This is a genomic window from Pseudomonas sp. NFACC24-1 (assembly GCF_900115235.1).
Lineage (GTDB): Bacteria > Pseudomonadota > Gammaproteobacteria > Pseudomonadales > Pseudomonadaceae > Aquipseudomonas > Aquipseudomonas fluorescens_AA.
Genome location: NZ_FOVS01000011.1, coordinates 56,721 through 82,583, shown reverse-complemented (window position 1 = coordinate 82,583; position 25,863 = coordinate 56,721). Strand labels below are relative to the sequence as shown.

General features: G+C 63.2%; 20 protein-coding genes. 8 read left to right on the top strand and 12 right to left on the bottom strand.

Going from position 1 to position 25,863, the window contains the following annotated elements:
• Positions 1-94 precede the first annotated feature (94 nt).
• The 3 genes from BM317_RS12460 to BM317_RS12450 form a co-directional block, all read right to left on the bottom strand.
• Positions 95-1,078 carry a FecR family protein gene (locus BM317_RS12460; protein WP_092474455.1) on the bottom strand — a complete coding sequence of 328 codons (984 nt, stop codon included), beginning with the start codon at positions 1,076-1,078 and terminating at the stop codon, positions 95-97.
• Positions 1,079-1,115: 37 nt separating this feature from the next.
• Positions 1,116-1,616 carry a sigma-70 family RNA polymerase sigma factor gene (locus BM317_RS12455; protein ID WP_092166887.1) on the bottom strand — a complete coding sequence of 167 codons (501 nt, stop codon included), beginning with the start codon at positions 1,614-1,616 and terminating at the stop codon, positions 1,116-1,118.
• A 136-nt stretch (positions 1,617-1,752) separates the two neighbouring features.
• Entirely contained in the window at positions 1,753-2,898 is a 1,146-nt protein-coding gene (locus BM317_RS12450) for an MFS transporter (protein ID WP_092474453.1), read from the bottom strand.
• Between the two features lie 98 nt (positions 2,899-2,996).
• Between BM317_RS12450 and BM317_RS12445 the strand changes: the two genes are divergently transcribed.
• Positions 2,997-3,761 carry an AraC family transcriptional regulator gene (locus BM317_RS12445; RefSeq protein ID WP_092166882.1) on the top strand — a complete coding sequence of 255 codons (765 nt, stop codon included), beginning with the start codon at positions 2,997-2,999 and terminating at the stop codon, positions 3,759-3,761.
• A gap of 12 nt (positions 3,762-3,773) precedes the next feature.
• Here the strand turns inward: BM317_RS12445 and BM317_RS12440 are convergent, their stop codons facing one another.
• From BM317_RS12440 to BM317_RS12405, 8 genes are all read right to left on the bottom strand, one after another.
• Complete coding sequence (locus BM317_RS12440; RefSeq protein ID WP_060741412.1) at positions 3,774-4,214, bottom strand: carboxymuconolactone decarboxylase family protein; 441 nt, start codon at positions 4,212-4,214, stop codon at positions 3,774-3,776.
• Positions 4,215-4,391: 177 nt separating this feature from the next.
• A complete protein-coding gene (locus BM317_RS12435; protein ID WP_092166876.1) occupies positions 4,392-5,834 on the bottom strand; it encodes a mechanosensitive ion channel family protein in 1,443 nt (480 codons plus the stop codon).
• A gap of 185 nt (positions 5,835-6,019) precedes the next feature.
• Positions 6,020-6,886, bottom strand: a complete 867-nt coding sequence (locus tag BM317_RS12430; RefSeq protein WP_092474451.1) for a pirin family protein — start codon at positions 6,884-6,886, stop codon at positions 6,020-6,022.
• Between the two features lie 225 nt (positions 6,887-7,111).
• Positions 7,112-7,726, bottom strand: coding sequence for a response regulator transcription factor (locus BM317_RS12425; RefSeq protein ID WP_092474494.1), 615 nt, complete (start codon positions 7,724-7,726; stop codon positions 7,112-7,114).
• A gap of 114 nt (positions 7,727-7,840) precedes the next feature.
• The gene (locus BM317_RS12420; protein ID WP_092174170.1) at positions 7,841-8,275 is read right to left on the bottom strand and encodes a PleD family two-component system response regulator; all 435 of its coding nucleotides are present in this window, start codon (positions 8,273-8,275) and stop codon (positions 7,841-7,843) included.
• A gap of 285 nt (positions 8,276-8,560) precedes the next feature.
• Entirely contained in the window at positions 8,561-11,767 is a 3,207-nt protein-coding gene (locus BM317_RS12415) for an ATP-binding protein (protein WP_092474492.1), read from the bottom strand.
• A 322-nt stretch (positions 11,768-12,089) separates the two neighbouring features.
• Positions 12,090-13,424: a lysine N(6)-hydroxylase/L-ornithine N(5)-oxygenase family protein gene (locus BM317_RS12410; RefSeq protein ID WP_092174167.1), complete on the bottom strand. Its 1,335-nt coding sequence runs from the start codon at positions 13,422-13,424 to the stop codon at positions 12,090-12,092.
• 146 nt (positions 13,425-13,570) lie between these two features.
• Positions 13,571-14,053 (bottom strand): sigma-70 family RNA polymerase sigma factor, encoded by a 483-nt coding sequence (locus BM317_RS12405; protein ID WP_092174164.1) that lies wholly within the window; start codon positions 14,051-14,053, stop codon positions 13,571-13,573.
• Positions 14,054-14,542: 489 nt separating this feature from the next.
• Between BM317_RS12405 and BM317_RS12400 the strand changes: the two genes are divergently transcribed.
• The 4 genes from BM317_RS12400 to BM317_RS12385 all read left to right on the top strand — a co-directional run bounded on the left by BM317_RS12400 (position 14,543) and on the right by BM317_RS12385 (position 19,946).
• Positions 14,543-15,691, top strand: coding sequence for an efflux RND transporter periplasmic adaptor subunit (locus tag BM317_RS12400; RefSeq protein ID WP_092474449.1), 1,149 nt, complete (start codon positions 14,543-14,545; stop codon positions 15,689-15,691).
• Positions 15,692-17,662 carry a MacB family efflux pump subunit gene (locus BM317_RS12395; protein ID WP_060741405.1) on the top strand — a complete coding sequence of 657 codons (1,971 nt, stop codon included), beginning with the start codon at positions 15,692-15,694 and terminating at the stop codon, positions 17,660-17,662. It abuts the gene before it with no gap.
• A 10-nt stretch (positions 17,663-17,672) separates the two neighbouring features.
• Entirely contained in the window at positions 17,673-19,067 is a 1,395-nt protein-coding gene (locus tag BM317_RS12390; protein ID WP_092474447.1) for an efflux transporter outer membrane subunit, read from the top strand.
• Positions 19,068-19,619: 552 nt separating this feature from the next.
• Complete coding sequence (locus BM317_RS12385) at positions 19,620-19,946, top strand: DUF6124 family protein (protein ID WP_092474445.1); 327 nt, start codon at positions 19,620-19,622, stop codon at positions 19,944-19,946.
• Positions 19,947-20,136: 190 nt separating this feature from the next.
• Here the strand turns inward: BM317_RS12385 and BM317_RS12380 are convergent, their stop codons facing one another.
• Positions 20,137-21,753 (bottom strand): pyoverdine maturation tyrosinase PvdP, encoded by a 1,617-nt coding sequence (locus BM317_RS12380; RefSeq protein WP_092474443.1) that lies wholly within the window; start codon positions 21,751-21,753, stop codon positions 20,137-20,139.
• Positions 21,754-22,086: 333 nt separating this feature from the next.
• Between BM317_RS12380 and pvdM the strand changes: the two genes are divergently transcribed.
• Genes pvdM through BM317_RS12365 form a run of 3 tightly spaced genes read left to right on the top strand, consistent with a single transcriptional unit; the run spans position 22,087 to position 25,643 of the window.
• Positions 22,087-23,457, top strand: coding sequence for a pyoverdine-tailoring dipeptidase-like protein PvdM (gene pvdM, locus BM317_RS12375; protein ID WP_092474441.1), 1,371 nt, complete (start codon positions 22,087-22,089; stop codon positions 23,455-23,457).
• Positions 23,454-24,734, top strand: a complete 1,281-nt coding sequence (locus BM317_RS12370; protein WP_092474439.1) for a pyoverdine-tailoring periplasmic protein PvdN — start codon at positions 23,454-23,456, stop codon at positions 24,732-24,734. Before pvdM ends, BM317_RS12370 begins: the two co-directional genes overlap by 4 nt.
• 33 nt (positions 24,735-24,767) lie before the next feature.
• Positions 24,768-25,643, top strand: coding sequence for a dihydropyoverdine dehydrogenase (locus BM317_RS12365; protein WP_092174142.1), 876 nt, complete (start codon positions 24,768-24,770; stop codon positions 25,641-25,643).
• The last annotated feature ends 220 nt before the right edge of the window (positions 25,644-25,863 follow it).

Below are 25,863 nucleotides of genomic sequence, written 5' to 3'. Positions count from 1 at the left end.
GAACCTTGTCCTGTTGATCGCAAGAATACGCGGCTGTTAATGCAAACCAGTTGCAGTTGGACAAGAAGACGAAGAACTCGGAAAAAACCTGAATCTATCGTGCGATTATTTCCTGGCTGCCGTCATCCAGGTTACGCACGGCCACCGGCAGGATGTTCGGCAGCGCCTTGAGCAGCGCCTCGGGGTCGTCGGCGCGGAACACGCTGGTCAGGCGCAGGTTGCCCACCGCCGCGCTGCCGACCCGCAGGGGCTGGGTGCGATAACGGGAGACTTCTTCAGCCACGTCCTTGAGCGGCGCGTCGTTGAACACCAGCTTGCCATGGCGCCAGGCGGTGAGCGCCTCGGTGTTGACCGTGTAAGGCGTGGCGACTTTGCCCTGGGCATCGATCTGGGTGCCTAGGCCTGCTGTCAGGCTGACCGACTGAGCCGGGGGCGCGGCGCGGCCCTGGACCTTGACGCCGCCCTGCGCCACCGCCACCCGGGTCTTGTCGGCATCGCGGCGCACATCGAAGCGCGTCCCGGTCACCGTCACCTGGCCGTTGCCCGCATTGACGGTGAATGGCCGGCCAGCATCGTGTTCGACGCTGAACAGGGCCTCGCCCTCGACCAGTTCCACCCGGCGCTGACGGTGTGCGAATTGAATACGCACCCGGCTGCGGCTGTTGAGGTCGATCACCGAACCGTCCGGCAAGGCGATATGCCGACGCTCGCCAAGGGCGGTGGCGTATTCGCCGCTGTAGTCGGTGGAAGAACTCAAACCGCTGAACAGCCCCAACCCCAGCGCCACCGCGAACAGTCCGGCGGCGACGGCATAGCGCAGCAGTGGCCGACGCCTGGGACGTTCGGCGGGAGGTTCGCACAGCGCTCGCAGGCGTTCCTTGGGCAGCAGGTCCGTGGCGCTCCAGATACCCTGGAGCAATTGAATTTCGTCACGGTGGTTGGCGTGTTCGTCCAGCCAGGCTTCGAAACGCTGGCGCTCCTCGACACTCATGGCGGGCGCTTGCAAACGCACGAACCATTGCGCCGCCGCATCGCGAACCCTGTCCTGCCCACACGGGCATTCACGGCTATCCATCATGGAAGGTCCTGTGGCTCAGGTGGAAGAAGACGATGGATCATTGGCCTGGTCCGTCCAGGCGATCGCGCAGATGCCGCAGGGTGCGGATCATATACTTTTCCACCATGTTTTTTGACAGGCCCAGGCGCTCGGCGATTTCCGCCTGGGTCAGGCCTTCGATCTTCTGCCAGACGAACACCGTGCGGCAGTTGGCCGGCAGCTCGGCAAGCGCCCGCTCGATCGAGTCCGCCAGTTGGATCGCGTGCATGAAGTGCTCCGGGTCGCCCGAAAACGACTGACCAGGTTCGATGACAGCCTCTTCCATGGCCCCCCGTCGATCTTCGCGCCGATAGCCATCCACTGCAATGTTGCGCGCGGTCTGATGCAAATAGGCCCGTGGCTGCTCGACCCCGCTCGAATCGGACTCAAGCACCCGCACGAAGGTGTCATGGGCCAGGTCCTCGGCCTGCTGGCGATTGCGCAGGCGACGGGTCCAGGTGCCGATCAACTCTTCGTAATGCTCGAAAAAGCCGGGTCTGCGGGGCAGCTTGGGGGTCATCGCGGCGCGCTGTGGAAACGGGGCATGAATAGTAATGGTTACTATTCATACGAAGCAAACCTATTACGGTGCCTGTCGTCCGAAGCTTTAAAGATGAGGATTAAGTCTATGTGGGAGCAAAGCTTGCTCCCACAGGTCAGATGGACTGGCCTCTAGCTGGACCAAGTCTGGCGCACGTCAAGCACACCGCCAGAACGCCACACAGGATCAAGGTCCAACCCAGCGCCTGAAACCAGGCGGCGAGCATCAACGCGCCGCCGATCAACAGGTAATAGAACAAGCCAAACAACGCACCAGCGGTGCCCATGCAGTCGCCATAGCGAACCAACGCGGCGCCCAGCACGTTGGGTATCGCCATGCCAAACGCCAGCACGATCAACAGCATCGCCACAACAAAACCACCACTGTCCAGCAAGACCTGAACGCTCGTCCCACCGATCAGCAGCGCCACTGCCGCCATCGCCGATAATCGGTCGCCGGCGACCCCCTGTGCCAGCAAGCGCTTGTTCAGCCAAGCCCCCAAGCCCGAGCCCAGTGCCAGGATCACGCCGCTGTAGCCAAACCACTCAGGGCTCAATCCAAGTCGTTCGAACTGGAACGGCGCGAGGTTGTAGTAACTGAACAGCGCGACGTTGAAGGCGGCGACCAGAAACGACGAGCGCCAGATGGATGGATCCTTGAGCACGCGCCATAGCGTCTTCAATAAGGGTTGTGCAGGGAGACGGGCCGGCAGGGTTTCGGGCAAGACTCGTGCGCACCACACCAGTAAAATCAATGACAACACCAATAGGCCGCCGAGTACGCCCTGGTAACCAAAGAGTCGTACCAGGCTGGCGCCACTGAACAAACCAATCGCCGGGCTGGCGGCGAGGGCAATACCGATCACTGAAAAAAACTGGCCCAGTTGCGCGCCTTGGTAGCGATCACGCAGGACCGTCTGGGTCACCACCGAACCGACTGCTGCCCCAAACGCGGCCAAGGCTTGAACGGCCAGCAGCGCATCGAAGGTGTCGACATTCAACCCCAGCGTCGTCGCTACAGTATACAAGGCCAACCCACTCAACATGGCGGGTCGACGACCGATGCGGTCACACAGCCGTCCCCACACCGCTACCCCCAGGGCGAACCCCAAGAAAAACGTGGATAACAACTGCGCGGCCATTTCTGCGCTGACGGCAAAACTCGCGCTGATGTCTGTCAACGCTGGGCTGTAGAGGGTCTGGGCAATTTGCGGAAACATCACCAAGGCAATCGCCAGGCAAAGGAAAGGTCGCGAAATCATGCAAGCCAAGCTCGTTCAAGGAAGGGCGACCAGTCTATGAAGACATGACTGTCGTATTATCCGAAGATCGACAAATAACCCTTGAAATCGGACAAGTTATGGCCTGGCTCGACGCTCATGCCCTATTCGACCCCGACCGCCACGACGCGCCGGTGATCGGTCTCGCGGCAACGCTGGATCACCATGACTCCGGCGTGCATCGACATCAGCGCGGGCAACTGCTGTTCACACGGCAGGGCTGCACACGTATTACCCTGGCGCAGCAGCTGTGCCTGCTGCCACCATCGCGAGCGGCCTGGATTCCGCCGTTGATCTCCCATCGTGCCGTGATGCAACAGAGCGTGGACTATCGATCGATTTACCTGACAGCATCGCTGTGCGCTGACTTGCCTTCACACGTGTGCATCATTGACGTATCACCATTGCTACGCGCCGTACTTGAGCCGATCACCGACGCAGCGTTCGACAGCGACTGGACACAAGGCCGTAACATGCATCTGCTGGGGTTGTGCCTGAATGAAATCCGCGAAGCACCTCAACAGCCGATGCTGCTGCCGCTGCCTCAGGACAAACGCCTGGCACCTCTGCTCGCGGCACTGCAGCATTTGCCGCCGACATTGAACGTACTGGAAGCGCAAATCGGGGCCAGTGGCCGGACCATTGGCCGAATCTTTCAAAGGGAAACCGGCATGGGTTATCAACAGTGGCGGCAACAATGGCGCCTGATGCGCGCCATTGAACTGCTCGCCACCGGCCGCAGCCTGAGTTACAGCGCTTTCGAATTAGGCTTTGCCAGCGACAGCGCCTTTATCGCCTTCTTCAAACAAATGACCGGCTTTACGCCAAAAGCCTACTTGGGTTGATTGCCGCCCGGCTTACGCCTCAGGCATCTTGCGAAAGCCCACCGCCAAGCGGTTCCAGCCATTGATGGCGTTGATCGCCACGGTCAGGTCGACCATTTCCTTGGGGCTGAAATGCTCGCTCAGCAGGGCATAGTCGGCGTCCGGCGCGTGGGTGTCGCTCAGGCGGGTCAGGGCTTCGGTCCAGGCCAGTGCGGCGCGTTCGCGGCCGGTGAAGAACGGCGCTTCGCGCCAGGCGGTCACGGCGTACAGGCGACGTTCGGTCTCGCCGCCCTTGCGGGCGTCGGCGGTGTGCATGTCGATGCAGAAGGCGCAGCCATTGATTTGCGAGGAACGCAGCTTGACCAGTTCCAGCAGGGACTTCTCCAGGCCCAGGTTCGAGGCGGCGTTTTCCAGGGCCAGCATGGCTTTGAAAGCGTCTGGGGAAGCGGTGTAGAAATCGATACGCGGTTGCATGGTGAACTCCAGAACAATGAGGTGTAGCGCTACGTTAGCCGTGCAGTGGCGCGGTACAAATAGCCAATTGTTGGGAAGTTCGGGTGGCCAATGGCGAACGCGTCGGGGTTTACCTGAAGGAGGGCTGGAGGCGCTTGCTCCCTCGCCACAGGGGACATGGGGACTTCAAGATAGGCTTCAGGCCCGGCTGCGCAGCCACTGCAGGAAGCGTTTCTTGGCGACGGGCTTGGGCAGTTCGCGGGTGAGGTTCTGGGCCAGGTGCATGCGCACGTCCAGCAGGTTTTTCATCGCGTCGTTGATGTCGCGACGGGCCTCGAGGCACGGCTTGAGGTAGCTGTTTTCGATGCGGTACAGGGTGCAGAACGTCTTGGCGGAAAAAGTCGCCAGGGCCGCCTGCTCGGCGACGATCCCGGCTTCGCCGATCACTTCCCCCGGCCCCATGCGTCCGCCCTCCAGTGGCTGGCCGTTGCGCATGAGGGTGACGCTGACCACCCCTGACTCGATGATGAACAGGTGATCGCTGACCTCCCCCGCCGCCAGGATCACATCGCCGGCGCGGAAGGTTTGCAGGGTCATGTTCTGGCTGAAGGTGTCTTTCTCATCCTGGCGCAGGGTGGAGAAAATGCTCGAGCTTTCCAGCAATGCCCGGGGCCGCGACACCGCCTGGGGCGTGGCGCTTTCACTGGTGGACAGCAGGCTCACGCCCGACGCCTGCAAATGCCGGAACGCCAGGTCGAACAACTGGTTGCGCACCGTGCGTTTCAGGGCCATGGAGGCGACAAACCCGCTGATTTCATATTCCGCCCCGCCGCTGCCGCTACTCTTGAGGGCAACGCTGGGGGCCGGGGTCGCGAGCAGGGAACGACAGCCGATCATGGCCCGTTCCAACGCGTCGATCACGGTTTGTGGCCGCGCGTGAGGGCTGACCTGGATGCTGATGGACAGGCCATGGACATCGCTGGGGCGACTGAAGTTGATGACCTTGGCCTTGGCCGCCAACGAGTTGGGAATCACCGCCATGCTGCCCTGGGCAGTCTGCAAGCGCGTGGCCCGCCAGTCGATGTCGGTGACCCGGCCTTCAGTGCCGTCGATGGAAATCCAATCATCGAGCTGATAGGGCTTGGTGGTGTTGAGCACAATCCCGGAGAACACGTCGCTGAGGGTGCTCTGCAAGGCCAGGCCGACGATGATCGCCATGGCGCCGGACGTGGCCAGCACGCCCTTGACCGGTAGATCCAGCACATAGGCCAATGCCGCGATAACGGCGATCAGGAAAATTACCGCACCGAGCAAATCCTGCAACAACCGCCCGGTGTGGCCGACCCGTTGCATCATCGCCGCCACGATCAGTACCGTCAGGGTTCGCGCGGCGAACAGCCACCAGGTGATCTGCAAACCGGTAGCGGCCAGGTGCCGCGGCACATCGTCGACCCACTGCGCCGGGACCATGGGGTTGAGGCCTTCGTTGAACAGCAGCACGCTGAACAACGAAAAAATCACCAGCCTTGCGCCGACTTTCCAATAGATCCGATCCGCACTGACCAGATGCCACATCAGTAGGTCGAACACCAGCAGCGCCAGGGCACAGAGCAGTGGGTGCTCGGAGATCAGAAACAGCATCGGGACAGCTCCAGGAGGGCGATTGGCGAAGATTGGCACAGATTGAACACGCTGTAGAGATCCCCGCAAAACTCCCTGTGGGAGCGGGCTTGCTCGCGAAGGCGGAGTGTCAGCGGGCATTTACTTCACTGACACACCGTCTTCGCGAGCAAGCCCGCTCCCACATTGGCCCTGCGTGACTAGCGTCAATCGTCCATCCGGCCAAAGCGCCCGGAGTGGAAATCATTGAAGGCCTGGTGGATTTCCTGTTCGCTGTTCATCACGAACGGACCATGGCCCACGATGGGTTCGTCGATCGGTTCGCCACTGAGCAGCAACACCACCGAGTCGTTATTGGCTTGCAGGCTCAATTGGTCGCCGGCCCGGTCGAACAGGGCCATCTGCCCGGCCTCGACCCGTTCGCGGCCATTGGCCTGGACCGAGCCCCGCAGCACCACCAAGGCGGTGTTGTGGCCTTCGTGCAGATCAAGGGTGAGGGTTTTCCCGGCATTCAAGCGGATGTCCCAAACGTCGATGGGGGTGAAGGTCCGTGCCGGGCCTTGATGCCCTTCGAAACTGCCGGCGATCAGGCGCAGGCTGCCGGCGCTGTCCTTCAGGGCAATGTTCGGAATGTCGCCCTTGAGGATCGTCTGGTAGCCGGCCGGGGCCATCTTGTCCTTGGCGGGCAGGTTGACCCACAGTTGGACCATTTCCATGAACCCGCCCTGGCGGGCAAACGCTTCGGAGTGGAACTCTTCGTGGATGATGCCGGAAGCGGCAGTCATCCATTGCACATCTCCGGGACCGATCTTGCCGCCGCTGCCGGTGGAATCACGGTGTTCCAGTTCGCCTTGGTAGACGATGGTTACGGTTTCGAACCCACGATGGGGATGCTGGCCGACGCCGCGACGCTCGCTGGTCGGCGTGAATTCGGTGGGAGCGGCATGGTCCAGTAGCAGGAACGGGCTGATGTGCTTGCCCAGGTTGTCGTAGGAAAACAGCGTGCGCACCTGGAAACCGTCGCCGACCCAATGGGGCCGTGGGCTGGTGTAGAGGCCGATGATTTTTTTCATGCCGTGTCTCCAAAATCAGGTACTGCGATTTAATGGACACAGCTTAAAACCCACCCCCTTGAAGCACTAGACGGCAAAAACCGGCCTTAGCGTTCCATTTGGAGAACGATCAAGAACCTGTGGGAGCGAGCTTGCTCGCGATGACAGTGTATCCGCCGAAGATGCATCGACAGGCGGACCGCTATCGCGAGCAAGCTCGCTCCCACAGGTTTGGGTGTCGCTCATTCAAAGGTGATTGCGCTTGGCAAACTCCGACAACCCCACCAAGGATTGCAGCCCCAGCTTTTCCAACAGACGGCTCTTGTAGGTGCTGACAGTTTTTGGACTCAGGAACAGGCTTTCAGCGATGTCCTTGCCGCGCATGCCCATGGCCAGCATGCGCAAGATGGACAGCTCGCGGGTGGAGAGGCTTTCCAGGGCTTGTTGTTCGCTGCGTTGCTGGAAATCCAGCCTGACGGGCATCTGGGGGAAATAGGCATAACCGGACTTCAACGCCTGGATGGCCTTGGTCAGTTCCTTGAGATCGCTTTTCTTGGTGACAAAGCCCCGGGCCCCGGCCGAGATGCAGCGGTTGCAGAAGTGCTGCGCATCCTGGGACGTGAACACCAGCACGCTGCATTCAGGAAACTGGGCCATGATCCAGACCAGCAGGTCCAGGCCATCGAAGCCGTTCATCACCAAATCCAGGATCACCAGGTCTGGTGCGCTCTCCTTGATAATGCCCCTGGCATCGGCCGCGCCGCTGGCGTCCCGGATGCGGGTGAACGCCTCATTCTGACAAATGAGCCGCAGCGCCCCTCTAATGACAGGGTGGTCATCCACGATCAACACGTCTTTCAAGGCAGCTCCCCAAAACAATACAAACGGCACCGGCGCCATGACCGCACCGGACTCTTGCACAAGTGCCAGGCCCTGCCACCTGTCAAACCTGACAGTACGGACCAACGGCCTGGTTCAGCGTCCATGACCCTGCCTGAGGGGGCGAACCCATGGTTGCAACGGCTCATGGATAGGAGGGTCGACCCGCTCCATCAGGCGTCTCAGTGACGCGAGATCAGGCAGTGGCGCCTGGCTCAGATGCACGTTTGATCGACTCGCCACAGGCACCGGCGACTGACTCGCCGGTTGCGCGTTGTAGATCATACCGTGACGAATCTGCGGGTTGTAGATCACAAAATCGTGCAGGTCCAACGCCCCACCCGCCAACGCCCCGTTGACGACAATCAGGTCGAACGGCTCGCTGCCGTACTCCACCAGCGTGAGCAGTTCCTGCAAATGGCTCACGGGGACAATCCGGTGGTAGCCCTGTTGGTTGAACAGACGCTCCAGCACGATTCGATAGGTCTGTTGTGGGTCGGCAATCAGGATACGAAGTGCTTTGTTCGGCATGGCAAGCTTTCCAATAGCAACGCGCCAGGTAGGCACCGGCTCAAGAACATTCAGGGCGCTCAGGCTAGAGGAAGCGTTTGAAGGGCGATGTAGGACTAATCCTAAAATAAGGACAGACACAGCCCCTATGGCGAGGGAATTTATCCCGCTCGGCGCTTTGGGCGTTGGCGAAGCCTGCGATCTTTTGATCGTTCGCTTGGGATTCAAGGGTCTTTGGAAAGATCGCAGCCTCGTTTCACTCGTCAGCTCCTACGGTTCATATAGTTCATATAGCTTCTATAGCGCCTATTCCTCCAGGTGGGTTTTCAGTCGTTCCGCCAGGTGCTCGATGGCTTGGCGAAGGTCTTCCACGGCTTCGGCGAGCAGCACCGTGTCGTTCCCTCGACAAGCGCTTTCCAGCGCCTCGCAGGCGGCGATCAGGCGTTGCGCCTGGATGATCCGCGCCCCGCCCTTGATCCGGTGCGCCAAGTCCGCCAGGCCCGGCAAGTCCTGTCGGGTGGCCAAGTCCAGCAGCCGCGCTTGATCTGCGGCATTGCTGCTGACCAGTTCCTCCAGCAACGCCCTGATAGCGCTCTTGTCGCCACCGGTCAGTTGCTCCAGCCCGGTCAGGTCGAGACCATCGCTGGACTGGGGCGCCCGCGCATCCGGCATGACCGAAGCCAGGCACGCATTGAGTGCCTTGAGGCCGATGGGCTTGAACAGGCAATCGTCCATCCCGGCTTCGGCGCAGCGCTGCTTTTCCTCGGGCTGGGCGTTGGCGGTGAACCCCAGGATCACCACCGGCGACAGGTTGCGATCGCGCTCTTCGGCGCGAATGGTACGGGCCAGTTCGTAGCCGCTCATCAAGGGCATGTTGCAGTCGGTGATGACCACATCGAAGTGTTCACTGCGCCAAGCCTGCAGACCCTCGACACCGTTCTGCGCCTCCCGGACACGATGGCCCAGGTAGCCCAATTGCTGGGACAGCAGCAAGCGGTTGGCCGGGTAGTCATCGACCACCAGGATACTCAGCGCCGGGACCGGCAGCAGCGCCTCGACCTCGGCAGGTGCCGCCGGCAGTGCATCGAGCAAGGGCAGGTCCAGCAGAACCTCGACCTGCGTACCCTCCCCCGGCACGCTGCGCAACACCAGGGTGCCGCCCATCATTTCGCACAACGTCCGGCTGATGACCAACCCCAGCCCGGAACCGCTGCGAGCCGATTGCGGGTGCTGGCCGGCCTGGGCAAAGGGGCTGAACAGGCGGCGCTGATCCTCGGGGGAAATACCGCAACCGGTGTCCTCCACCCGCAGGCAAAGTCCCAGGCGTTCGTGCCCAGGGGCCGGCTCGCCGCGCACACTCAGGCGCACTTCGCCCTGGTCGGTGAACTTGATGGCGTTGCTCAACAGATTCGAGACGATCTGCTTGAAACGCAATGGATCAATCAACACGTCGCGGTCGATCCCGGCATCCAGCCCCCAATGCAAGCGCAGGTGTTTCTGCCAGGCCAGGCCCTCGAAAATCCGCGCCACCGACTCGATCAACGTGTGCAGATTGGCCCGTTGCGGCGCCAGCGACAACTTGCCCGACTCGATGCGGGCGATGTCGAGGATGTCGCCGATCAGATCCAGCATGCCATGGGCCGCACCCGACGCGACTTCGATGGCGAATCGGTCGACGATGCCTTGGTCGGCTTTTTTCAGGGCCAGCTCCAGCAGGCCGATCACCGCATTCATCGGCGTGCGAATCTCATGGCTCATGGTCGCCACGAAGGTGGTCTTGGCCCGATTGGCCTCGTCGGCGCTTTCCTTGGCCACACGCAGCTGTTCCAACAGCCGTCGCAGATAAATGCCCCAGCCCAACGCTACCAGCAACAGCAACGCAGCAATGGCGAACCCCTGGAGAATCGTGGTGCGGTTGCGCAGCCAATAACTGTCGTCGATCACCACTTCACTGCGCCAGCGGTTGGTCAGCTCGTCCATTTCTTCCGGGGAAATACTCAACAGCGCCTTGTCCAGGATCGAGTAAAGCTCCAATGCGCCCCGGTTCGTCGCCAGGGCAATGTGCGCGGGCAAGGTGCCCACGGTGCTGGTGACTTGCAGCGTGTCGCGGTACTGACGAGAAATCATGTAGCGGGCGCTGATCAGCGGATTGATCGCAGCGTCTGCCGTGCCGGCGGCGACCATGGCCATGGCGTCCGCCGCATTCTGCGCCGCCACCAACTGCACGCGGGGGAACTGCTCCAGCAGGAACTCGCGCAGCACGTTGCCACGCACCAGCGCCACGCGCTTGCCCGCCATCTGGTCCAAGGTCAGCGCCTTGGCCCTGACCGGCACCACCAACACGAACGGATTCGTCAGGTACGGTCGGGTAAAGCGCAACTCGTCCTCGAGTTCGGCGCTGGGGATGGCGGTTGCCAGGACGTCGGCCTTGCCGCTCTTGATCTGCCCGATCAAATCATCAACCGAATCGCCCCGCTGCACATCGAATTTCAAACCGGTGCGCAAGCTGATCCGCGCCAGTACATCGGCGCCGATGCCGCGCAAATGGCCTTGCTCGTCGAAGAACGTCAGCGGCAGGAAGTTTTCATTGGCGGCGACTTTGATGCGTGGGTGGGCGTCCAGCCAACGCTGTTCGTTGACGCTGAAATGCAGCGCCTGCTGACCGGGCATGCTCGCCCCGCCGGCGCTCCAACGCCGCAGGATGATCATGCGTTCGCTGGCAGGAATGGCGTGCAGCGCGGCATTGACAATGCGCAACACGCGCCCATTGTCGCGACTGACCGCAAAGGCGAATGGCTGCACTTCCATACGCGAGAAATCGGCCAGTTGCACGTTGTTCAGGTAGTTCTTGCTGATCAGGTAGTTGGAACTGATCGAATCCCCCAGGTAGACGTCGGCCTGACCAAACGCCACGGCGCCGATGGCACTCAAGGTCGAGGGGAACAGTTGCAAGGAAGCCTCGGGATAAAACCCCTTGACCGTCTCTGGCGGCAAATAGTGATACAGCATGGCCACCCGCTTGCCCGCCAGGTCCGTGGGCAAGTCCTGGCTGTCGTCGATGCGCGCCACCAGGGTGGGCAGGTCATCGGCATAGGCCTGGGACATCGCCAGGTCCGGATCGGCAGCTTCGAAGCCGTTGGCGGTGCCGAGCAGGTCGATCTCACCGCCGCGCAGGGCCTGGAGCGCTTCGGCGTGGGACGGATAGCGCTGGACCTGCACCGTGACGTGCAAAAGTTGCCCCAGCAATTGCGCATAGTCGGCAGTCAGGCCTTCGTAGTCGCGACCATTGCCAGTGATGCTGAAAGGCGCATAGTCCGGCGCCGAGGCACCCAGCCGCAACGTGCCCTTCTGGCGCAGCCAGGCCCAGTCGGCAGCGTCCAGGGACACCGCATAGTCATCCACGTTGGAGCGCCCGAGCACCTGCAACGACTCAGGGGTCGCGCCTACCGGTAGCGCTACGCTCAATGAGCCCAGCAACAGCGCCACCAGGCCTGTGCGTAAAAGCAGCATCATCTGGTCAGGGTGTTTCGCTTGGCGTGGTCGGCCCGGCGCACCACCGACCTCAGTCAGGGTGACCGGTTGGGGGTTCAGACTGCCAATACGAGGGAACAGCGAACCGTCGATGCGCCTGTCCAACAGACGCATGACATGAGTGTAGGAAGTTTCTGAAGAATTTCCTGCGAGTGACCAGAGAGAGGACCTATGACCTGTGGGAGCGAGCTTGCTCGCGAAGGCGTAGTGTCAGCCACTTCAATATTGGCTGAACTGACGCCATCGCGAGCAAGCTCGCTCCCACAGGGGTTGCGTTGGCTGATGTGACTCGCTCCTACAGGGCCTATACAGCGGCCAACAGCATGTCGCGTACTGGACGAGCCTGTCCGCGATTGTTCCCATGCTCATAGAGCGAGCCGGCAATCTCATCGGCACGCACCGGCAGGATCGACAACAGCGTATCGCTCAGGCCATGGCTGGCCTGGCAGAAGCCCTGCATGTAGATCGCCGCCTTGCAGCGCTCGTCGGTAAGCAGCTTGTAGTTGCGATCCACCTCGAAATCCCCCAGGTACTGCGCCAGCGGCTCCAGCAGGGTGCGGTGCATCTGCCGCTCGTAACCGGTGGCCAGCACCACGGCGTCATAACGGCGTACCGTCAACTCGCCGGTGGCGTTGTTGCGCACCGCCAGTTCCACGCCGGCGGCGGTGGCCGTGGCCTTCTCCACCGTGGTGAGGGTGCGGAATGCATGACGGGCGATGCCAGAAACTTTCTGACGATAGAAAATCCCGTAGATACGCTCGATCAGGTCGATGTCCACCACCGAATAGTTGGTGTTGTGGTACTCGTTGACCAGGCGCTCGCGCTCGCTGTGGGGTTGCTGGAACACCAGGTCGGTGAACTCCGGCGAGAACACTTCGTTGACGAACGGGCTATCGTCCGCCGGCTTGAGGGCCGAGCCGCGCAGGATCATGTCGACCTGTACCGAAGGGAAGCTGTCGTTGAGGTCGATGAAGGCCTCGGCCGCGCTCTGCCCACCGCCGATGATGGCGATCTTCATCGGCTGGCCCTTCACGCACGGCTGACCCGCCATGCGTTCCAGGTACTGGGAATGGTGGAACACCCGCGCGTCATCCTTGAACGCCTTGAACGCGTCGGGAATGCGCGCGGTACCGCCGGCGCTGACCACCAGCGAGCGCGTGGTGCGGACCAACTCTTCGCCCTGGCCGTCGCGGGAAATCACCCGCAGCGCTTCGACCTGCTGGTTGTGCAGCACCGGTTCGATGCGCAGCACTTCCTCGCCATAGCGGCTCTGTGCGCTGAAGTGTCCGGCCACCCAGCGCAGATAGTCGTTGAACTCCATGCGGCACGGATAGAAGGTGCCGAGGTTGATGAAGTCCACCAGGCGGCCATGGTGCTTGAGGTAATTGACGAAGGAATACGGGCTGGTGGGGTTGCGCAGGGTCACCAGGTCCTTGAGGAAGGAAATCTGCAACTCGCTCTGGGTCACCAGGGTGTTGCCGTGCCAGCGATAGTCGGCCTGCTTGTCGAGGAACAGCACGTCCAGTTCACCCTGGACCGGCCCCCGCTCCTGCAGCGCGATGGCCAGCGCCAGGTTCGAAGGGCCGAAGCCAATGCCGATCAAGTCGTGAACGATGGGCGATGCAATTGCCTGTGTCATGTCCAGTGTCCTCTGGAAAAGCCCCTCAACAGGGCACGAAAAGCCTGGGGAACCTGACCGGCACTGAAGGCGCCGGCAAGTCGTCTGTTGAGAGGAACGAGGACAGTGAAAAAAAATTTACCGCCGGGTGACCGGCGACGATCGAATCAGGGCGCGTCCCACTGACGCACGCGAACGCGGCAGTGTTTCATGGCGTTGACGATGTGCTTTTCCACCAGTGCCCGGGAAATGCCCAGGCGCTCGGCGATTTGCGGGTGGGACAGGCCTTCGAGCTTGCGCAGCAGGAAACTCTCGCGGCACAGCGGCGGCAGCTCGGCCAGGGCCCGTTGCAGCATGTCCAGGCGCTGGCCATGGTCGAGACTGGTGTGGGGCGATGGCGTGAAGAAGCGCTCTTCGTTGTCCAGCACATCCAGGGATTCGACCTGGCGCAGGACGTTGCGTCGATGCCCGTCGATCACCAGGTTCAGCGCCGTGCGGTAGAGGAACGCCCGAGGCTGTTCGATGGGTGTGTCGCTGGCACGCTCCAGCACCCGCACATAGGCGTCATGCACCACATCCTCGGCCGCCTGGCGGTTGCCTAGCCTGGCGTTCAGGAAACACACCAGCTCGCGATAGTAGTTTTCCAACATGACTCCCGTGCGCAATGGCCGCGCCAGCTATCCCTGTGCCACTTCGGCATGCCTGAAAAGGGCATGGCACGATAATGGCAGATTCGATCGCGTAATTTATAGTAATTCTCATATAGATTTAAAGTGTTGGTTTGTATCGGGGTTGATTCGTTCAGTTGAAGAGGCGCCGGCCCTGGCTTTTGTGGCGAGGGGATTTATCCCCGCTGGGCTGCGAAGCGGCCCCAAACCAGTCCACTCAATACATCTGATACACCGAGGCGCTGGCTTTTTTTGGGGCTGCTTCGCAGCCCAACGGGGATAAATCCCCTCGCCACAGATAAATCCCCTCGCCACAACATCACCTGACTTGGCGATTGAGTTGTCCTCCCTTCAACCTGCTACCAAGTGTTTCAAGCCAGTAAATTCCCGTCCAAAGCGCTCGTTTACCAGAACAGCCCCCCGTCCCTGCCCTTCCTGGGACGGGCCCGATATCACCGGCCGGAACCCTGCATGAAACGTCCCCGCCCTACCCGACGCGCCTGGCTTCTCACCTTCGCCCTGCTTCCGGCCGTGGCCTTCGCCGCGTGGCAAGCGGTGGTGCCCAGCCGCGCGCCCCTGGTCACCGCGCCCGTCACCCGTGGCGATATCGAAAACAGCGTCACCGCCCTGGGCACCTTGCAACCGCGGCGTTATGTCGACGTCGGCGCCCAGGCGTCCGGGCAGATCCAGAAGATTCACGTGGAGGCCGGCGACGAGGTGCGCGAAGGCCAACTGCTGGTGGAAATCGACCCGTCCACGCAAAAGGCCAGGCTCGACGCCGGGCATTTTTCGATCGAGAACCTCAAGGCCCAGCTTCAGGAACAGCGCGCCCAGCACGACCTGGCGCAGCAAAAATTCCGCCGCCAGCAACAACTCAAGGCCGGCGGCGCCACCCGCGAGGAAGACGTGCAGACCGCCCAGGCCGAAGTGCGGGCGACCCAGGCGCGCATCGACATGTTCCAGGCCCAGATCCGCCAGGCCCAGGCCAGCCTGCGCAGTGACGAGGCCGAGCTGGGCTACACGCGCATCTACGCGCCCATGAGCGGCACCGTGGTCGCCGTCGGTGCCCGGGAAGGCCAGACCCTCAACGCCCAGCAGCAAACCCCACTGATCCTGCGCATCGCCCGGCTGTCGCCGATGACGGTCTGGGCCGAAGTCTCGGAAGCCGACATCGGCCACGTCAAGCCGGGCATGACCGCCTACTTCACCACCCTGGCCGGCGGCAGCCGGCGCTGGAGCAGTACGGTTCGCCAGATCCTCCCCGTGCCGCCGCGGCCGCTGGAGGCCAGCCAGGGCGGCAGCCCCACCGGAGGCCGCAGCGGCAGCGAGCGGGTGGTGCTCTACACCGTGTTGCTCGACGTCGACAACGCCGACCGCGCGCTGATGACCGACATGACCGCCCAGGTATTTTTCGTCGCCGCCCAGGCCAAGGACGTGCTGACCGTGCCCATCGCCGCCCTGCAGGAAGCCGGTCAGGTGCAGGTGCTGGCCGACAATGGCGACGTCCAGCCACGCACCGTTCGCACCGGCGTCAGCGATCGGCTGCGCACGCAGATTGTCGACGGCCTGCGCGAAGGCGACCGGGTGCTGATCGGCCCCGCCAGCGGCAGCGGAGGCTGAATGAGCACGCCCCTGATCGAACTGCGGGACATTCGCAAGGCCTACGGCGGTGGCGACAGCCCTCGGGTGGAGGTGCTGCGCGGCATCGATTTGTCCATTCACGCCGGGGAATTCCTGGCGATTGTCGGGGCGTCCGGCTCCGGTAAATCCACCCTGATGAACATCCTCGGCTGCCTCGACCGCCCCACCAGCGGTGAGTACCGTTTCGCCGGCGAAGACGTCGCCGGCCTGGGCAGTGACGAGCTGGCCTGGCTGCGGCGCGAAGCGTTCGGCTTCGTGTTCCAGGGCTATCACCTGATTCCTTCCGGCACCGCCCAGGAAAACGTCGAGATGCCGGCCATCTATGCCGGCACCTCGGCCGCTGAGCGCCACGCCCGGGCCAGCGCCCTGCTCGACCGCCTGGGCCTGGCCAGCCGCACTGGCAATCGTCCGCATCAGTTGTCCGGCGGCCAGCAGCAGCGGGTGTCGATTGCCCGGGCCTTGATGAACGGCGGCCACATCATCCTCGCCGACGAACCCACCGGCGCCCTCGACAGCCAGAGCGGCATCGAGGTCATGGCCTTGCTCGACGAACTGGCGAGCCAGGGCCACGTGGTGATCCTGATCACCCACGACCGCGAAGTGGCGGCCCGGGCCAAGCGCATCATCGAGATCCGCGATGGGCTGATCATCAGCGACAGCGCCCCCTCTTTGTCACACGAAGTGCACGCCAATCCCAAGGCCCTGCAAGCCGTGGACCTGCGCCAGCGCCTGAGCGCCGGCAGCGAACACAACGGCGCCTGGAAAGGCGAACTGGTGGACGCGGTACAGGCGGCGTGGCGGGTGATGTGGATCAATCGCTTTCGCACCGCCCTGACCTTGCTCGGCATTGTCATCGGCGTGGCCTCGGTGGTGGTGATGCTGGCCGTGGGCGAAGGCAGCAAACGCCAGGTCATGGCCCAGATGGGCGCGTTCGGCTCGAACATCATCTACCTCAACGGCAGCGCGCCCACGCCCCGAGCCGCCAAGGGCATCATCAGCGAATACGACCTGGCCGCCCTCGCCGACCTGCCCGAAGTGCAGCGCATCATGCCGGTCAACGGTGCCGAAGCCAGCGTGCGTTTCGGCAACCTCGACCACACCAGCTACGTCGGCGGCAACGACACGAATTTCCCGGCCATCTTCAATTGGCCGGTGGCCGAGGGCAGTTACTTCAGCGACGCCGATGAACGCGGCGCGGCGGCGGTGGCGGTGATCGGCCACAAGGTCCGGCAGAAACTGCTCAAGGACGTCGCCGACCCCATCGGCCGCTACATCCTGATCGAGAACATGCCATTCCAGGTGGTCGGCGTACTGGCGGAAAAAGGCGCCAGCTCCGGGGATTCGGACGCCGACAATCGCATCGCCGTGCCCTACTCCGCCGCCAGCGTGCGGTTGTTCGGCACGCGCCATCCCGAATACGTAGTGATCGCCGCCCGGGACGCGGGCAAGGTCAAGGAGGCCGAACAGGCGGTCTCCCGCACCCTGTTGCGCCTGCACGACGGCAAGCAGGATTTCGAGCTGACCAACAACGCCGCGATGATCCAGGCCGAGGCCCGCACCCAGGGCACGCTGTCGCTGATGCTCGGGGCCATTGCGGCGATTTCGCTGTTGGTGGGCGGCATCGGCGTGATGAACATCATGCTCATGACCGTGCGCGAGCGGACCCGGGAGATCGGTATCCGCATGGCCACCGGCGCCCGGCAGCGCGACATCCTGCGCCAGTTCCTCACCGAAGCGGTGATGCTCTCGGTGGTCGGCGGGCTCGCTGGTATCGGCCTGGCCCTGCTGGTGGGCGGTGCCTTATTGCTGGGCAAGATCGCCGTGGCCTTCGAATGGCTGGCAGTGTTCGGCGCCTTCGGCTGCGCCCTGGTCACCGGCGTTGTCTTCGGCTTCATGCCCGCCCGCAAGGCCGCCCGCCTCGACCCGGTCGCGGCCCTCACCAGTGAATGAACCCCACCCTATGAAAGCGCACCTGACCCTCCTGGCCGCCAGCCTGTTGCTGGCGGCCTGCGCCACCCCTGCGTCGGCACCGGACAGCGGCATCCAACCGCCACCGGCCTGGCAGCACCTCGATACGCCCAGCGCCCAAGCGGATAACCAGCAATGGTGGACGCACTTCGGCAGCCCGCCATTGAACCGCTTGATCGAACAGGCGCGCCGGGACAGCCACGACCTGGCCGCCGCCATGGCCCGGGTGCGCCAGGCCCAGGCCAGTGCGGTGATCGCCGGGGCGCCGTTGCTGCCAGCGGTCACGGCCGGGCTCAACGGCAATCGCCAGGAATTGTTGCACGGCAAAGGCTACAGCCAGCTGGACGTGGATCGGGACAACCGCACCATCGACTACTACGACGCCAACCTCAGCACCACCTATGAGCTGGACTTCTGGGGCGGCAAGCGGGCGGCCCGGGACAGCGCGCTGAGCACGTTGTCGGCCAGCCAGTTCGACCGGGCGACCGTGGAGTTGACCCTGCTCAGCGGCGTCGCCAACAGCTACACCCAGGCGCTGTCCCTGCGCGAACAACAGCGCATCGCCGAACAGAACCTGGACAACGCCCAGCGCGTGCTCGACCTGGTCCAGACCCGCTACGACGCCGGTAGCGCCACGGCCCTGGAACTGTCCCAGCAAAAAAGCCTGGTGGCGGCCCAACAACGCCGCGTGCCCCAAGTGCAGCAACAGGCCCGGGAGGCCGTGATCACCCTGGCAACGCTGCTGGGGCAACCGGTGCAGTCGATCAGGCTCGACGACGACAGCTTCGACCGCCTGAACTGGCCCGCCATCGACGCCGGCGTGCCCAGCGAACTGCTGCGCCGCCGCCCGGACATCGCCGCCGCCGAAGCGCGCCTCGCTGCCGCCCAGGCCGACATCACCGTGGCCCGCGCCGCCATGCTGCCCACCATGACCCTGGGCCTGAGCCTCGCCACCGGCGCCGACATCGCCGACCAGTTGCTACGCAACAACGTCTACAACCTCACCGCCGGCCTGGCCGCCCCGATCTTCAACAACGGCCGCCTGAGTGCCGAACGGGACAAAGCCACCGCCCGCCAGGAGGAACTGCTGGAGCTCTATCGCGCCGCCATCATCAACGGCTTCGCCGACGTCGAAAAAGCCCTGAACGGCATCCACGGCCTGGACCAGCAACGGCAATGGCAAAGCGAAGAACTGCACCAGGCCCAGACCGCCTTCGACATCGCCCAGCGCCGCTACCAGGCCGGCGCCGAAGATCTGCTCACCGTGCTGGAAACCCAACGCACGCTGTACGCCGCCCAGGACATGAACGTGCAGTTAAGGTTGGCGCGGGTACAGGCGAGCGTGGCGTTGTACAAGGCGTTGGGTGGGGGTTGGCGGGTGATGTAACGCCACCCCAGGTTCTCAAGCCAAGCCACACACACCTGTGGCGAGGGGATTTATCCCCGCTGGGCTGCGCAGCAGCCCCCAGAGCCGGCACCTCGGTGTATCAGGTGTATTGGGGGTAGCTGATTTGGGGCTGCTACGCAGCCCAGCGGGGATAAATCCCCTCGCCACAGATAATTCCCCGCCCAATAAAGGGTGTTCGGCTTTGGTTCTGTTTATCCGGCCATGTAGGACTCCCGAGTGAGGCTACATCGCCTTGCGCCGTTACCTACAACTGCGCCAGAATCCGCCGGCTTGTGCGCCTGGCTCGTGGCTTTTACTGTTTCCGGGTCGCTGATTTCAGCGATCGGGTTTGGTAGCCCGCGAGTCAACTAGGCGCAAGCGCCACCTCCTGCAGACGCTCTCTCGGTATATGTTTCATGGTGGCCGTGCGCAGGGCGTCTTCGGGCGCGCCGGGTTCCTAGTGCTCCGGTCTACCAACCCGCGTACGGCCGCCACCCAATCGTTTGGTAGCGATGGTGCCGGCTCCTGAAAATGAATACTAGGAGTTACGCCATGTTCAAGATCACCCCCAATCCTCCCGCAGACGATTCCAAAAAACTCGACGAAGCCGCCGACCGCGCCCTCGCCTTTTACCTCGACCCCAAACCCGAAAAACCCAACCCACCACCGGGCCAGTTGTTCACCGTGGCAGAAGGCGCGGACATGGAATGCCTGCTGGCCAACCTCAGCGAGACCCTCGCTTCGGTCAACGTCATGGCAAGCGAGCAGGCCTTTGAACTGGAAGGCCCGCGGCGCCATTTTGCGCTGGGCATCCAGCAAATGATCGAGCTGGCAGAACTGTTGGCAAACCGCGCCTTGGACATCGCCGCACCGCGCTAAACACCTTCATAACAACCTCAAGCCAAATGACACCTGTGGCGAGGGGATTTATCCCCGCTGGGCTGCGAAGCAGCCCCCAGAACCGGCACCTCGGTGTGTCAGGGGTATTGAGTGAGCCGGTTTGGGGCTGCTTCGCAGCCCAGCGGGGATAAATCCCCTCGCCACAACAGTGTTCATCCAGTCAGAAAGGTTAAACGGGCTTGCTCTTGAGATTGCGCGCATACCACGGCCGTTGCGGTACCCGGCGGAACAGTTCGGAGAGCTTTTTGTCATCGCTGCCAAAGGTAATGCGCAACGCCAGTTTCATGGTTTCCGGGTCCATCTCCACCGAGCGCCCGACCTGCAGTCCCGGCGTAGTGCTGCAACCGTGGGTGTCCGGGCCCAGCCAGGGGTCGGCGATTTCAACCCAGCGGCCCGGGGCGAACCAGGGCACGCCGTTGACCTCAAGCCGGCTCACTTCCCCCGGGTGGAAACGCTCGTGGGCGCGGAACCAGTCTTCGAGGCGGTCGTCGATCCAGCCGTGGAAGGCCCAGAACACCGGGCTCACGTGGGAAGAAAACGGATCGCCGAGAAAGTCATTCTCCGGGGCGTACCAGCGCTGGGCGAAGTCCGCCGGGTCGCGGGCGAACGGCACCGGGTGGCCGTTGGACGGGTCGCGCGGCACCGAGGCCCAGCGCATGTGCAGCCAGTCGTGCAGGCCCAGTTCCACTTCCGAACCAAACTGACCCAGGGTCAGTTTCGACAGGTAGCGCGGGTCGCGGTAGCGCGATTCCCAGACCTGGAAATTGCTGTGGTAGGTCTCGGCGGTCTTGATGTCGCTGACCCACTGGGCGTACTGCTCGTCGCCGTCGGCCAACCAGGTCGGCGGCAAGGACGTGCCATCGTGGTTATCGAGGTAGCGGGCGAACCCAAGGCGATCGCGTTCCAGCTCCGGTTGCGGCAAGGGAAAGCGCGGCCAAGACGGCAGCGCCTGGAACGATCGGGCGGTGCCGAGCATGTGCCGGTGCATGAAAAAGAAGTCCACGCCCGAGCCATTGCGATCCTTGCGCGGCCCGCGGGCATCACGCTCCCGGTCCCGTGGGCCGGGCTGCCAGCCGATGCCGCGCAGGGCATTGCGCTTGTCTTCGTTCAGGGTGTGCCATTTGTCCCGCGAGGCGTGCCAGAGCTGGTGGAACAGCCGATGCTCGGGCGACACCAGCCAGGCCAGCAGCGCCGGGCTCAGCGGCGTACGTTCCCGCGCCTCGGGGAAGCGCTGCTTGACGGCGATGAAGTGATTGTCCTGTTCAAGCAACGCCAAGGGACGGTCCAGGCGCAACACCCGGCCGCTGAGGGTGGCGCTGCCGGCATTGCCGAAACCGGCCCAGACTTCGTCCAGGGTCATGATGAATTCATAGTCCGGCGCGTCGTGCCGAGCCCCCATTAGCCGCCAGCTCAGTTGCTTCGGGTCGGTTCCGGCCAGGTCGCCCAACACCCGATAACGCGGCTCATCGGCACCGCGCAAACGTTCGGCGCTGTCGAGGTAACCCACCAGGCCACGGCCCCTCTGGCCGATATCGAGGAAGATCTGCAGATCGTCCTGCGGCAAGCCTTCGAGACCGGCGTCGCGGCCGGTGAAACGGATCGTCCAGATGCCCCGCAACGTATCGGCCCGGCGCTGGCCCGCCACGTCCGCCACGTCGAACGAGGCCTCGCCGGGGGTAATGGTCGGGTCCGGCCGGGTCAGTTCGCGATGCCCGTAATACACCGCAGGCACGGCGGCACCGGTCAGCGCCAGGCCTGCCATGAACCATCGTCGAGAAATCGTCATTGCCTTACCTGTGTCCAGCCCTGGAGCGGGCTTTATCCAAGCTAGAACGATGGGTGGGCTGACAAATTTATAGGGAGGCAGTGGAGGCCTCATCGCGAGCAGGCTCGCTCCCACAATGGATTTGAGTACATTCCCAAAAATCAGGTTGGTTTCAAGGCCGCCATCGCGAGCAAGCTCGCTCCCACAGGTTGAGCGCATTCCAAATTGTGGGAGCGAGCTTGCTCGCGATGGCAGCCTCGAGAGCGCCTAAATTTCCCGCCCGATCACTCGTTCTTCCCAGATAGCAAAGGCCCCGCGCCTGTCCTTCCAAGGCGAACCTGACTGAGATCGGCAATGACAACACCTCGTTCGAAAAAGGCTCTTTTCATCGGCCTGCCCCTGGCCCTGGCGTTGGCCGTCGGTGCGGGCGTCGCGGCCTGGGACCATTGGTGGCGGGACAACCCCGGCTACCCGGTCAAAGTGATGAAAGAGGCCAGGGAACTGCACGAACGCCTGCTGTCCTTCGACAGCCACATCACCGTGCCGCTGGATTTCGGCACCGCCGGCAATGAAGCCGACAAGGACGGCAGCGGCCAGTTCGACCTGGTGAAAGCCAACCGCGGCCATCTATCCGGCGCGGCCCTGACGGTGTTCGGCTGGCCGGAGTTGTGGAACGGGCCCAACGCGCCCCACAAGCCCACCGCCGGTTTTGTCGAGGAAGCGCGCAACCAGCAGGAAGTGCGCTACAAGATCATCACCGGCATGGTCCGGGACTTTCCCAACCAGGTCGCCATCGCCTACACCCCGGATGATTTCCGCCGTCTGCACGGCGAAGGCAAATTCGCGATTTTCATCAGCATGCTCAACGCCTATCCCCTGGGCCACGACCTGAGCCTGCTGGACCTGTGGACGGCGCGGGGCATGCGCATGTTCGGCTTCAGCTACATCGGCAACAACGACTGGGCCGACTCCTCCCGCCCGCTGCCGTTCTTCAACGACTCGCCCGATGCCCTGGGCGGCCTGTCGGACATCGGCAAGCAAGCGGTGACTCGCCTGAACGACCTGGGCGTGATCATCGACGTGTCGCAGATGTCGACCCTGGCCCTGGAGCAAGTCGCGCAACTGAGTCGCACGCCGCTGGTGGCCTCTCATTCGGCACCTCGGGCGATGGTGGACATACCGCGCAACCTCAGCGACAAGGAAATGCAACTGATCAAGGCCAGCGGCGGCGTGGTGCAGATCGTCGGTTTCTCCCAGTACCTGCGCCCGCTGACGCAAAAGACCCAGGACAGACTCAACGCCCTGCGCGAACGCTTCGACCTGCCGCCGCTGCCCAACCTGGCGATGGCGCTGATGCCCGGCGACCCGATCATCGCCGCCTGGCCGGAACAGAAGTTCGGCGAATACGCCGGCCAGCTCTACGGCATCCTCGAAGAAGAACCCAAGGCCAGCCTCAAGGACCTGGGGGACGCCATCGACTACACCGTGCGCAAGATCGGCATCGACCACGTCGGCATCAGCTCGGACTTCAACGAAGGCGGCGGCGTGAAAGGCTGGGAGAACGTCGGCGACATCCGCAACGTCACCGCCGAACTGCTGACCCGCGGCTACTCCGAAGCCGACATCGCCAAACTGTGGGGCGGCAATTTCCTGCGGGTCTGGGATCAGGTGCAGAAAGCCGCCTGCCCCGCCATCGCCTCGACCCAGAAGGCGGCCCAACCATGAATGAACGTCGCACCTTCCTGAAGCAGGCCGGGATCCTCGTCGCCGGCCTGCCCCTGGCCGCCAGCCTGCCCGCCACGGCCAGCACCGATCCACTGGCACCGCTGCCCAAGAACAAATGGGCGCAATTGCGCTCGCTGTTCAACCAGGACCCGGACTACCTGCACTTCTCCAACTTCCTCGTCACCACCCACCCGCGCCCGGTGCGCGAAGCCATCGACCGGCATCGCGCCGCCCTGGATAAAAACCCGGGGCTATTGATGGACTGGGACCTGGGCGTCACCGAAGAGCGAGAGGAAAACGTCCGCATCTGGGCCGGCCGCTACCTGCAAGCTTCGCCCAAGCAAATCGCCCTCACCGGCAGCACCACCGAAGGCCTGTCGATCATCTATGGCGGCGTCCACGTGGCGGCCGATCAGGAAATCCTCACCACCGCCCACGAACACTACGCCACCCACACCATTCTCGACCTGCGCACCCAACGCAGCGGCACCCGGGTGCGCAAGATCAAGCTGTTCGAGAACGCCCACGACGCCAGCCATGAACAGATCCTCACGGCCATCGACCGCAACATCCGCCCCGAAACCCGGGTGCTGGGCATGACCTGGGTGCATTCGGGCAGTGGCGTGAAGCTGCCGATCGACAAGATCGGCGCCCTGGTGGACAAGCACAACCAAGGCCGCAGCGATGAACAACGGATCATCTATGTGGTGGACGGCGTGCACGGTTTCGGCGTCGAAGACCTCAGCTTCCCCGCCATGAATTGCGACTTTTTCATTGCCGGCACCCACAAGTGGATGTTCGGCCCACGGGGCACCGGCTTGGTGTGCAGCCGCAGCGAAGAACTCAAGTACGTCACACCGATCATTCCGACCTTTTCCGAAGCCACGACGTTTTCCACCGTCATGACCCCGGGGGGCTATCACGCCTTCGAACATCGCTGGGCCGCCGACGAAGCGTTCAAGCTGCACCTGCAACTGGGCAAGGCCGAGGTGCAGGCACGGATCCACGCCCTCAACAGCTACCTGAAAAAACAGCTGGTGGCACAGCCACAGATCGAGCTGATCACCCCCATGAGCCCGGAGCTGTCCGCCGGCTTCACCTTCTTCCGGGTCAAGGGCCACGACAGCGACGAGGTCGCCGCCTACCTGATGAAGAACCGCGTGATCGCCGACGCCGTGCATCGCGATGCGGGACCGGTGGTGCGCACCGCGCCGGGGTTGCTCAACACCGAAGCCGAGATCGATCGCTTCATGGGGTTGCTGGGCAAAACGCTCTGAGCCGAACCTTTTTGACCTTATCGAGAGAGATGGATGAACAGTTTTTCGCTGAAGCTACTCCCGGCACTGACCCTCGCCGCCCTGCTGCCCTCCGGCGCCCAGGCATCACAACCGGGCCAGGTCTTTCGCGACTGCAAGGATTGCCCGGAAATGGTCGTGCTGCCCACCGGCACCTTCCAGATGGGCACCCCGGACGACGAAGTGGGACGCGAGCCCGACGAAGGCCCGCTGCACCCGGTGACGTTTGCCAAGCCCCTGGCGATCAGCCGCTTCCAGGTGCTCAAGGGCGAATGGTTCGCCTACCTGCGCGACACCGGCTACACCATGCCCGATGGCGATGAGCGTCCCGGTCGAGCGTGCAAGGCCGGCATCCCGGACTACCAGGGCAGCGACCCGCGCAAGCAATACACCGACCGGCACCCGGCGGTGTGCATGGACTTCGACGAAGCCAATGCCTACGTGGCGTGGCTGTCGAAAAAAACCGGCAAACAATACCGGCTGGTCAGCGAGTCCCTGCGCGAATACGCGGCACGCGGCGGCAGCACCGGGCCGTTCCCCTTCCCGTTCGATGAAGGCAAGGAGTACAGCATCGCCCAGCACGCCAACACCTACGGCGCGGCCGACGGCTACAACTTCACCGCCCCGGCCGGCAGCTTCGCGCCCAACGCCTTCGGCGTGTACGACATGCACGGCAACATCTACGAATGGACCGCCGATTGCTACAACGAAAACTATGTGGGCGCCCCGAGCGACGGCAGCGCCTGGCTGACCGGCAAGTGCGAATTCAAACGCATCCGCGGCAACGATTGGGGCGAGGCGCCGGTGTTCTCCCGCTCTGGCAACCGCAACGCGTTGGTGCCGGGCAATCGGGGGGACTGGATCGGTTTTCGGGTGGCGCGGGATATGTAATCAACGGACTCGCCCAAATACCTGTTTGGACCGGGGACATGGTTAACCCTGTGGTGAGGGGATTTAGCGAAACGTCGCACCGCCCCGCTGGGCTGCGAAGCAGCCCCCAAACAGGCAACACCGATCAGTCAGAAATAACGCGGTGGTTTCCATTGGGGCTGCTTCGCAGCCCAGCGGGGCGGTGCGACGTTTCGCTAAATCCCCTCGCCACAAGATGTGG

Excerpts from the sequence above, each read along its gene's own strand:
- BM317_RS12430 (WP_092474451.1), bottom strand. The coding sequence starts at position 6,886 with ATGAAAAAAATCATCGGCCTCTACACCAGCCCACGGCCCCATTGGGTC.
- BM317_RS12445 (WP_092166882.1), top strand. The coding sequence starts at position 2,997 with ATGGCCTGGCTCGACGCTCATGCCCTATTCGACCCCGACCGCCACGAC.
- BM317_RS12405 (WP_092174164.1), bottom strand. The coding sequence starts at position 14,053 with ATGTTGGAAAACTACTATCGCGAGCTGGTGTGTTTCCTGAACGCCAGG.
- BM317_RS12415 (WP_092474492.1), bottom strand. The coding sequence starts at position 11,767 with ATGATGCTGCTTTTACGCACAGGCCTGGTGGCGCTGTTGCTGGGCTCA.
- BM317_RS12455 (WP_092166887.1), bottom strand. The coding sequence starts at position 1,616 with ATGACCCCCAAGCTGCCCCGCAGACCCGGCTTTTTCGAGCATTACGAA.
- BM317_RS12460 (WP_092474455.1), bottom strand. The coding sequence starts at position 1,078 with ATGATGGATAGCCGTGAATGCCCGTGTGGGCAGGACAGGGTTCGCGAT.
- BM317_RS12365 (WP_092174142.1), top strand. The coding sequence starts at position 24,768 with ATGAACAGTTTTTCGCTGAAGCTACTCCCGGCACTGACCCTCGCCGCC.
- BM317_RS12410 (WP_092174167.1), bottom strand. The coding sequence starts at position 13,424 with ATGACACAGGCAATTGCATCGCCCATCGTTCACGACTTGATCGGCATT.
- BM317_RS12370 (WP_092474439.1), top strand. The coding sequence starts at position 23,454 with ATGAATGAACGTCGCACCTTCCTGAAGCAGGCCGGGATCCTCGTCGCC.
- BM317_RS12440 (WP_060741412.1), bottom strand. The coding sequence starts at position 4,214 with ATGCAACCGCGTATCGATTTCTACACCGCTTCCCCAGACGCTTTCAAA.
- BM317_RS12400 (WP_092474449.1), top strand. The coding sequence starts at position 14,543 with ATGAAACGTCCCCGCCCTACCCGACGCGCCTGGCTTCTCACCTTCGCC.
- BM317_RS12435 (WP_092166876.1), bottom strand. The coding sequence starts at position 5,834 with ATGCTGTTTCTGATCTCCGAGCACCCACTGCTCTGTGCCCTGGCGCTG.
- BM317_RS12390 (WP_092474447.1), top strand. The coding sequence starts at position 17,673 with ATGAAAGCGCACCTGACCCTCCTGGCCGCCAGCCTGTTGCTGGCGGCC.
- pvdM (WP_092474441.1), top strand. The coding sequence starts at position 22,087 with ATGACAACACCTCGTTCGAAAAAGGCTCTTTTCATCGGCCTGCCCCTG.
- BM317_RS12380 (WP_092474443.1), bottom strand. The coding sequence starts at position 21,753 with ATGACGATTTCTCGACGATGGTTCATGGCAGGCCTGGCGCTGACCGGT.
- BM317_RS12420 (WP_092174170.1), bottom strand. The coding sequence starts at position 8,275 with ATGCCGAACAAAGCACTTCGTATCCTGATTGCCGACCCACAACAGACC.
- BM317_RS12385 (WP_092474445.1), top strand. The coding sequence starts at position 19,620 with ATGTTCAAGATCACCCCCAATCCTCCCGCAGACGATTCCAAAAAACTC.
- BM317_RS12450 (WP_092474453.1), bottom strand. The coding sequence starts at position 2,898 with ATGATTTCGCGACCTTTCCTTTGCCTGGCGATTGCCTTGGTGATGTTT.
- BM317_RS12395 (WP_060741405.1), top strand. The coding sequence starts at position 15,692 with ATGAGCACGCCCCTGATCGAACTGCGGGACATTCGCAAGGCCTACGGC.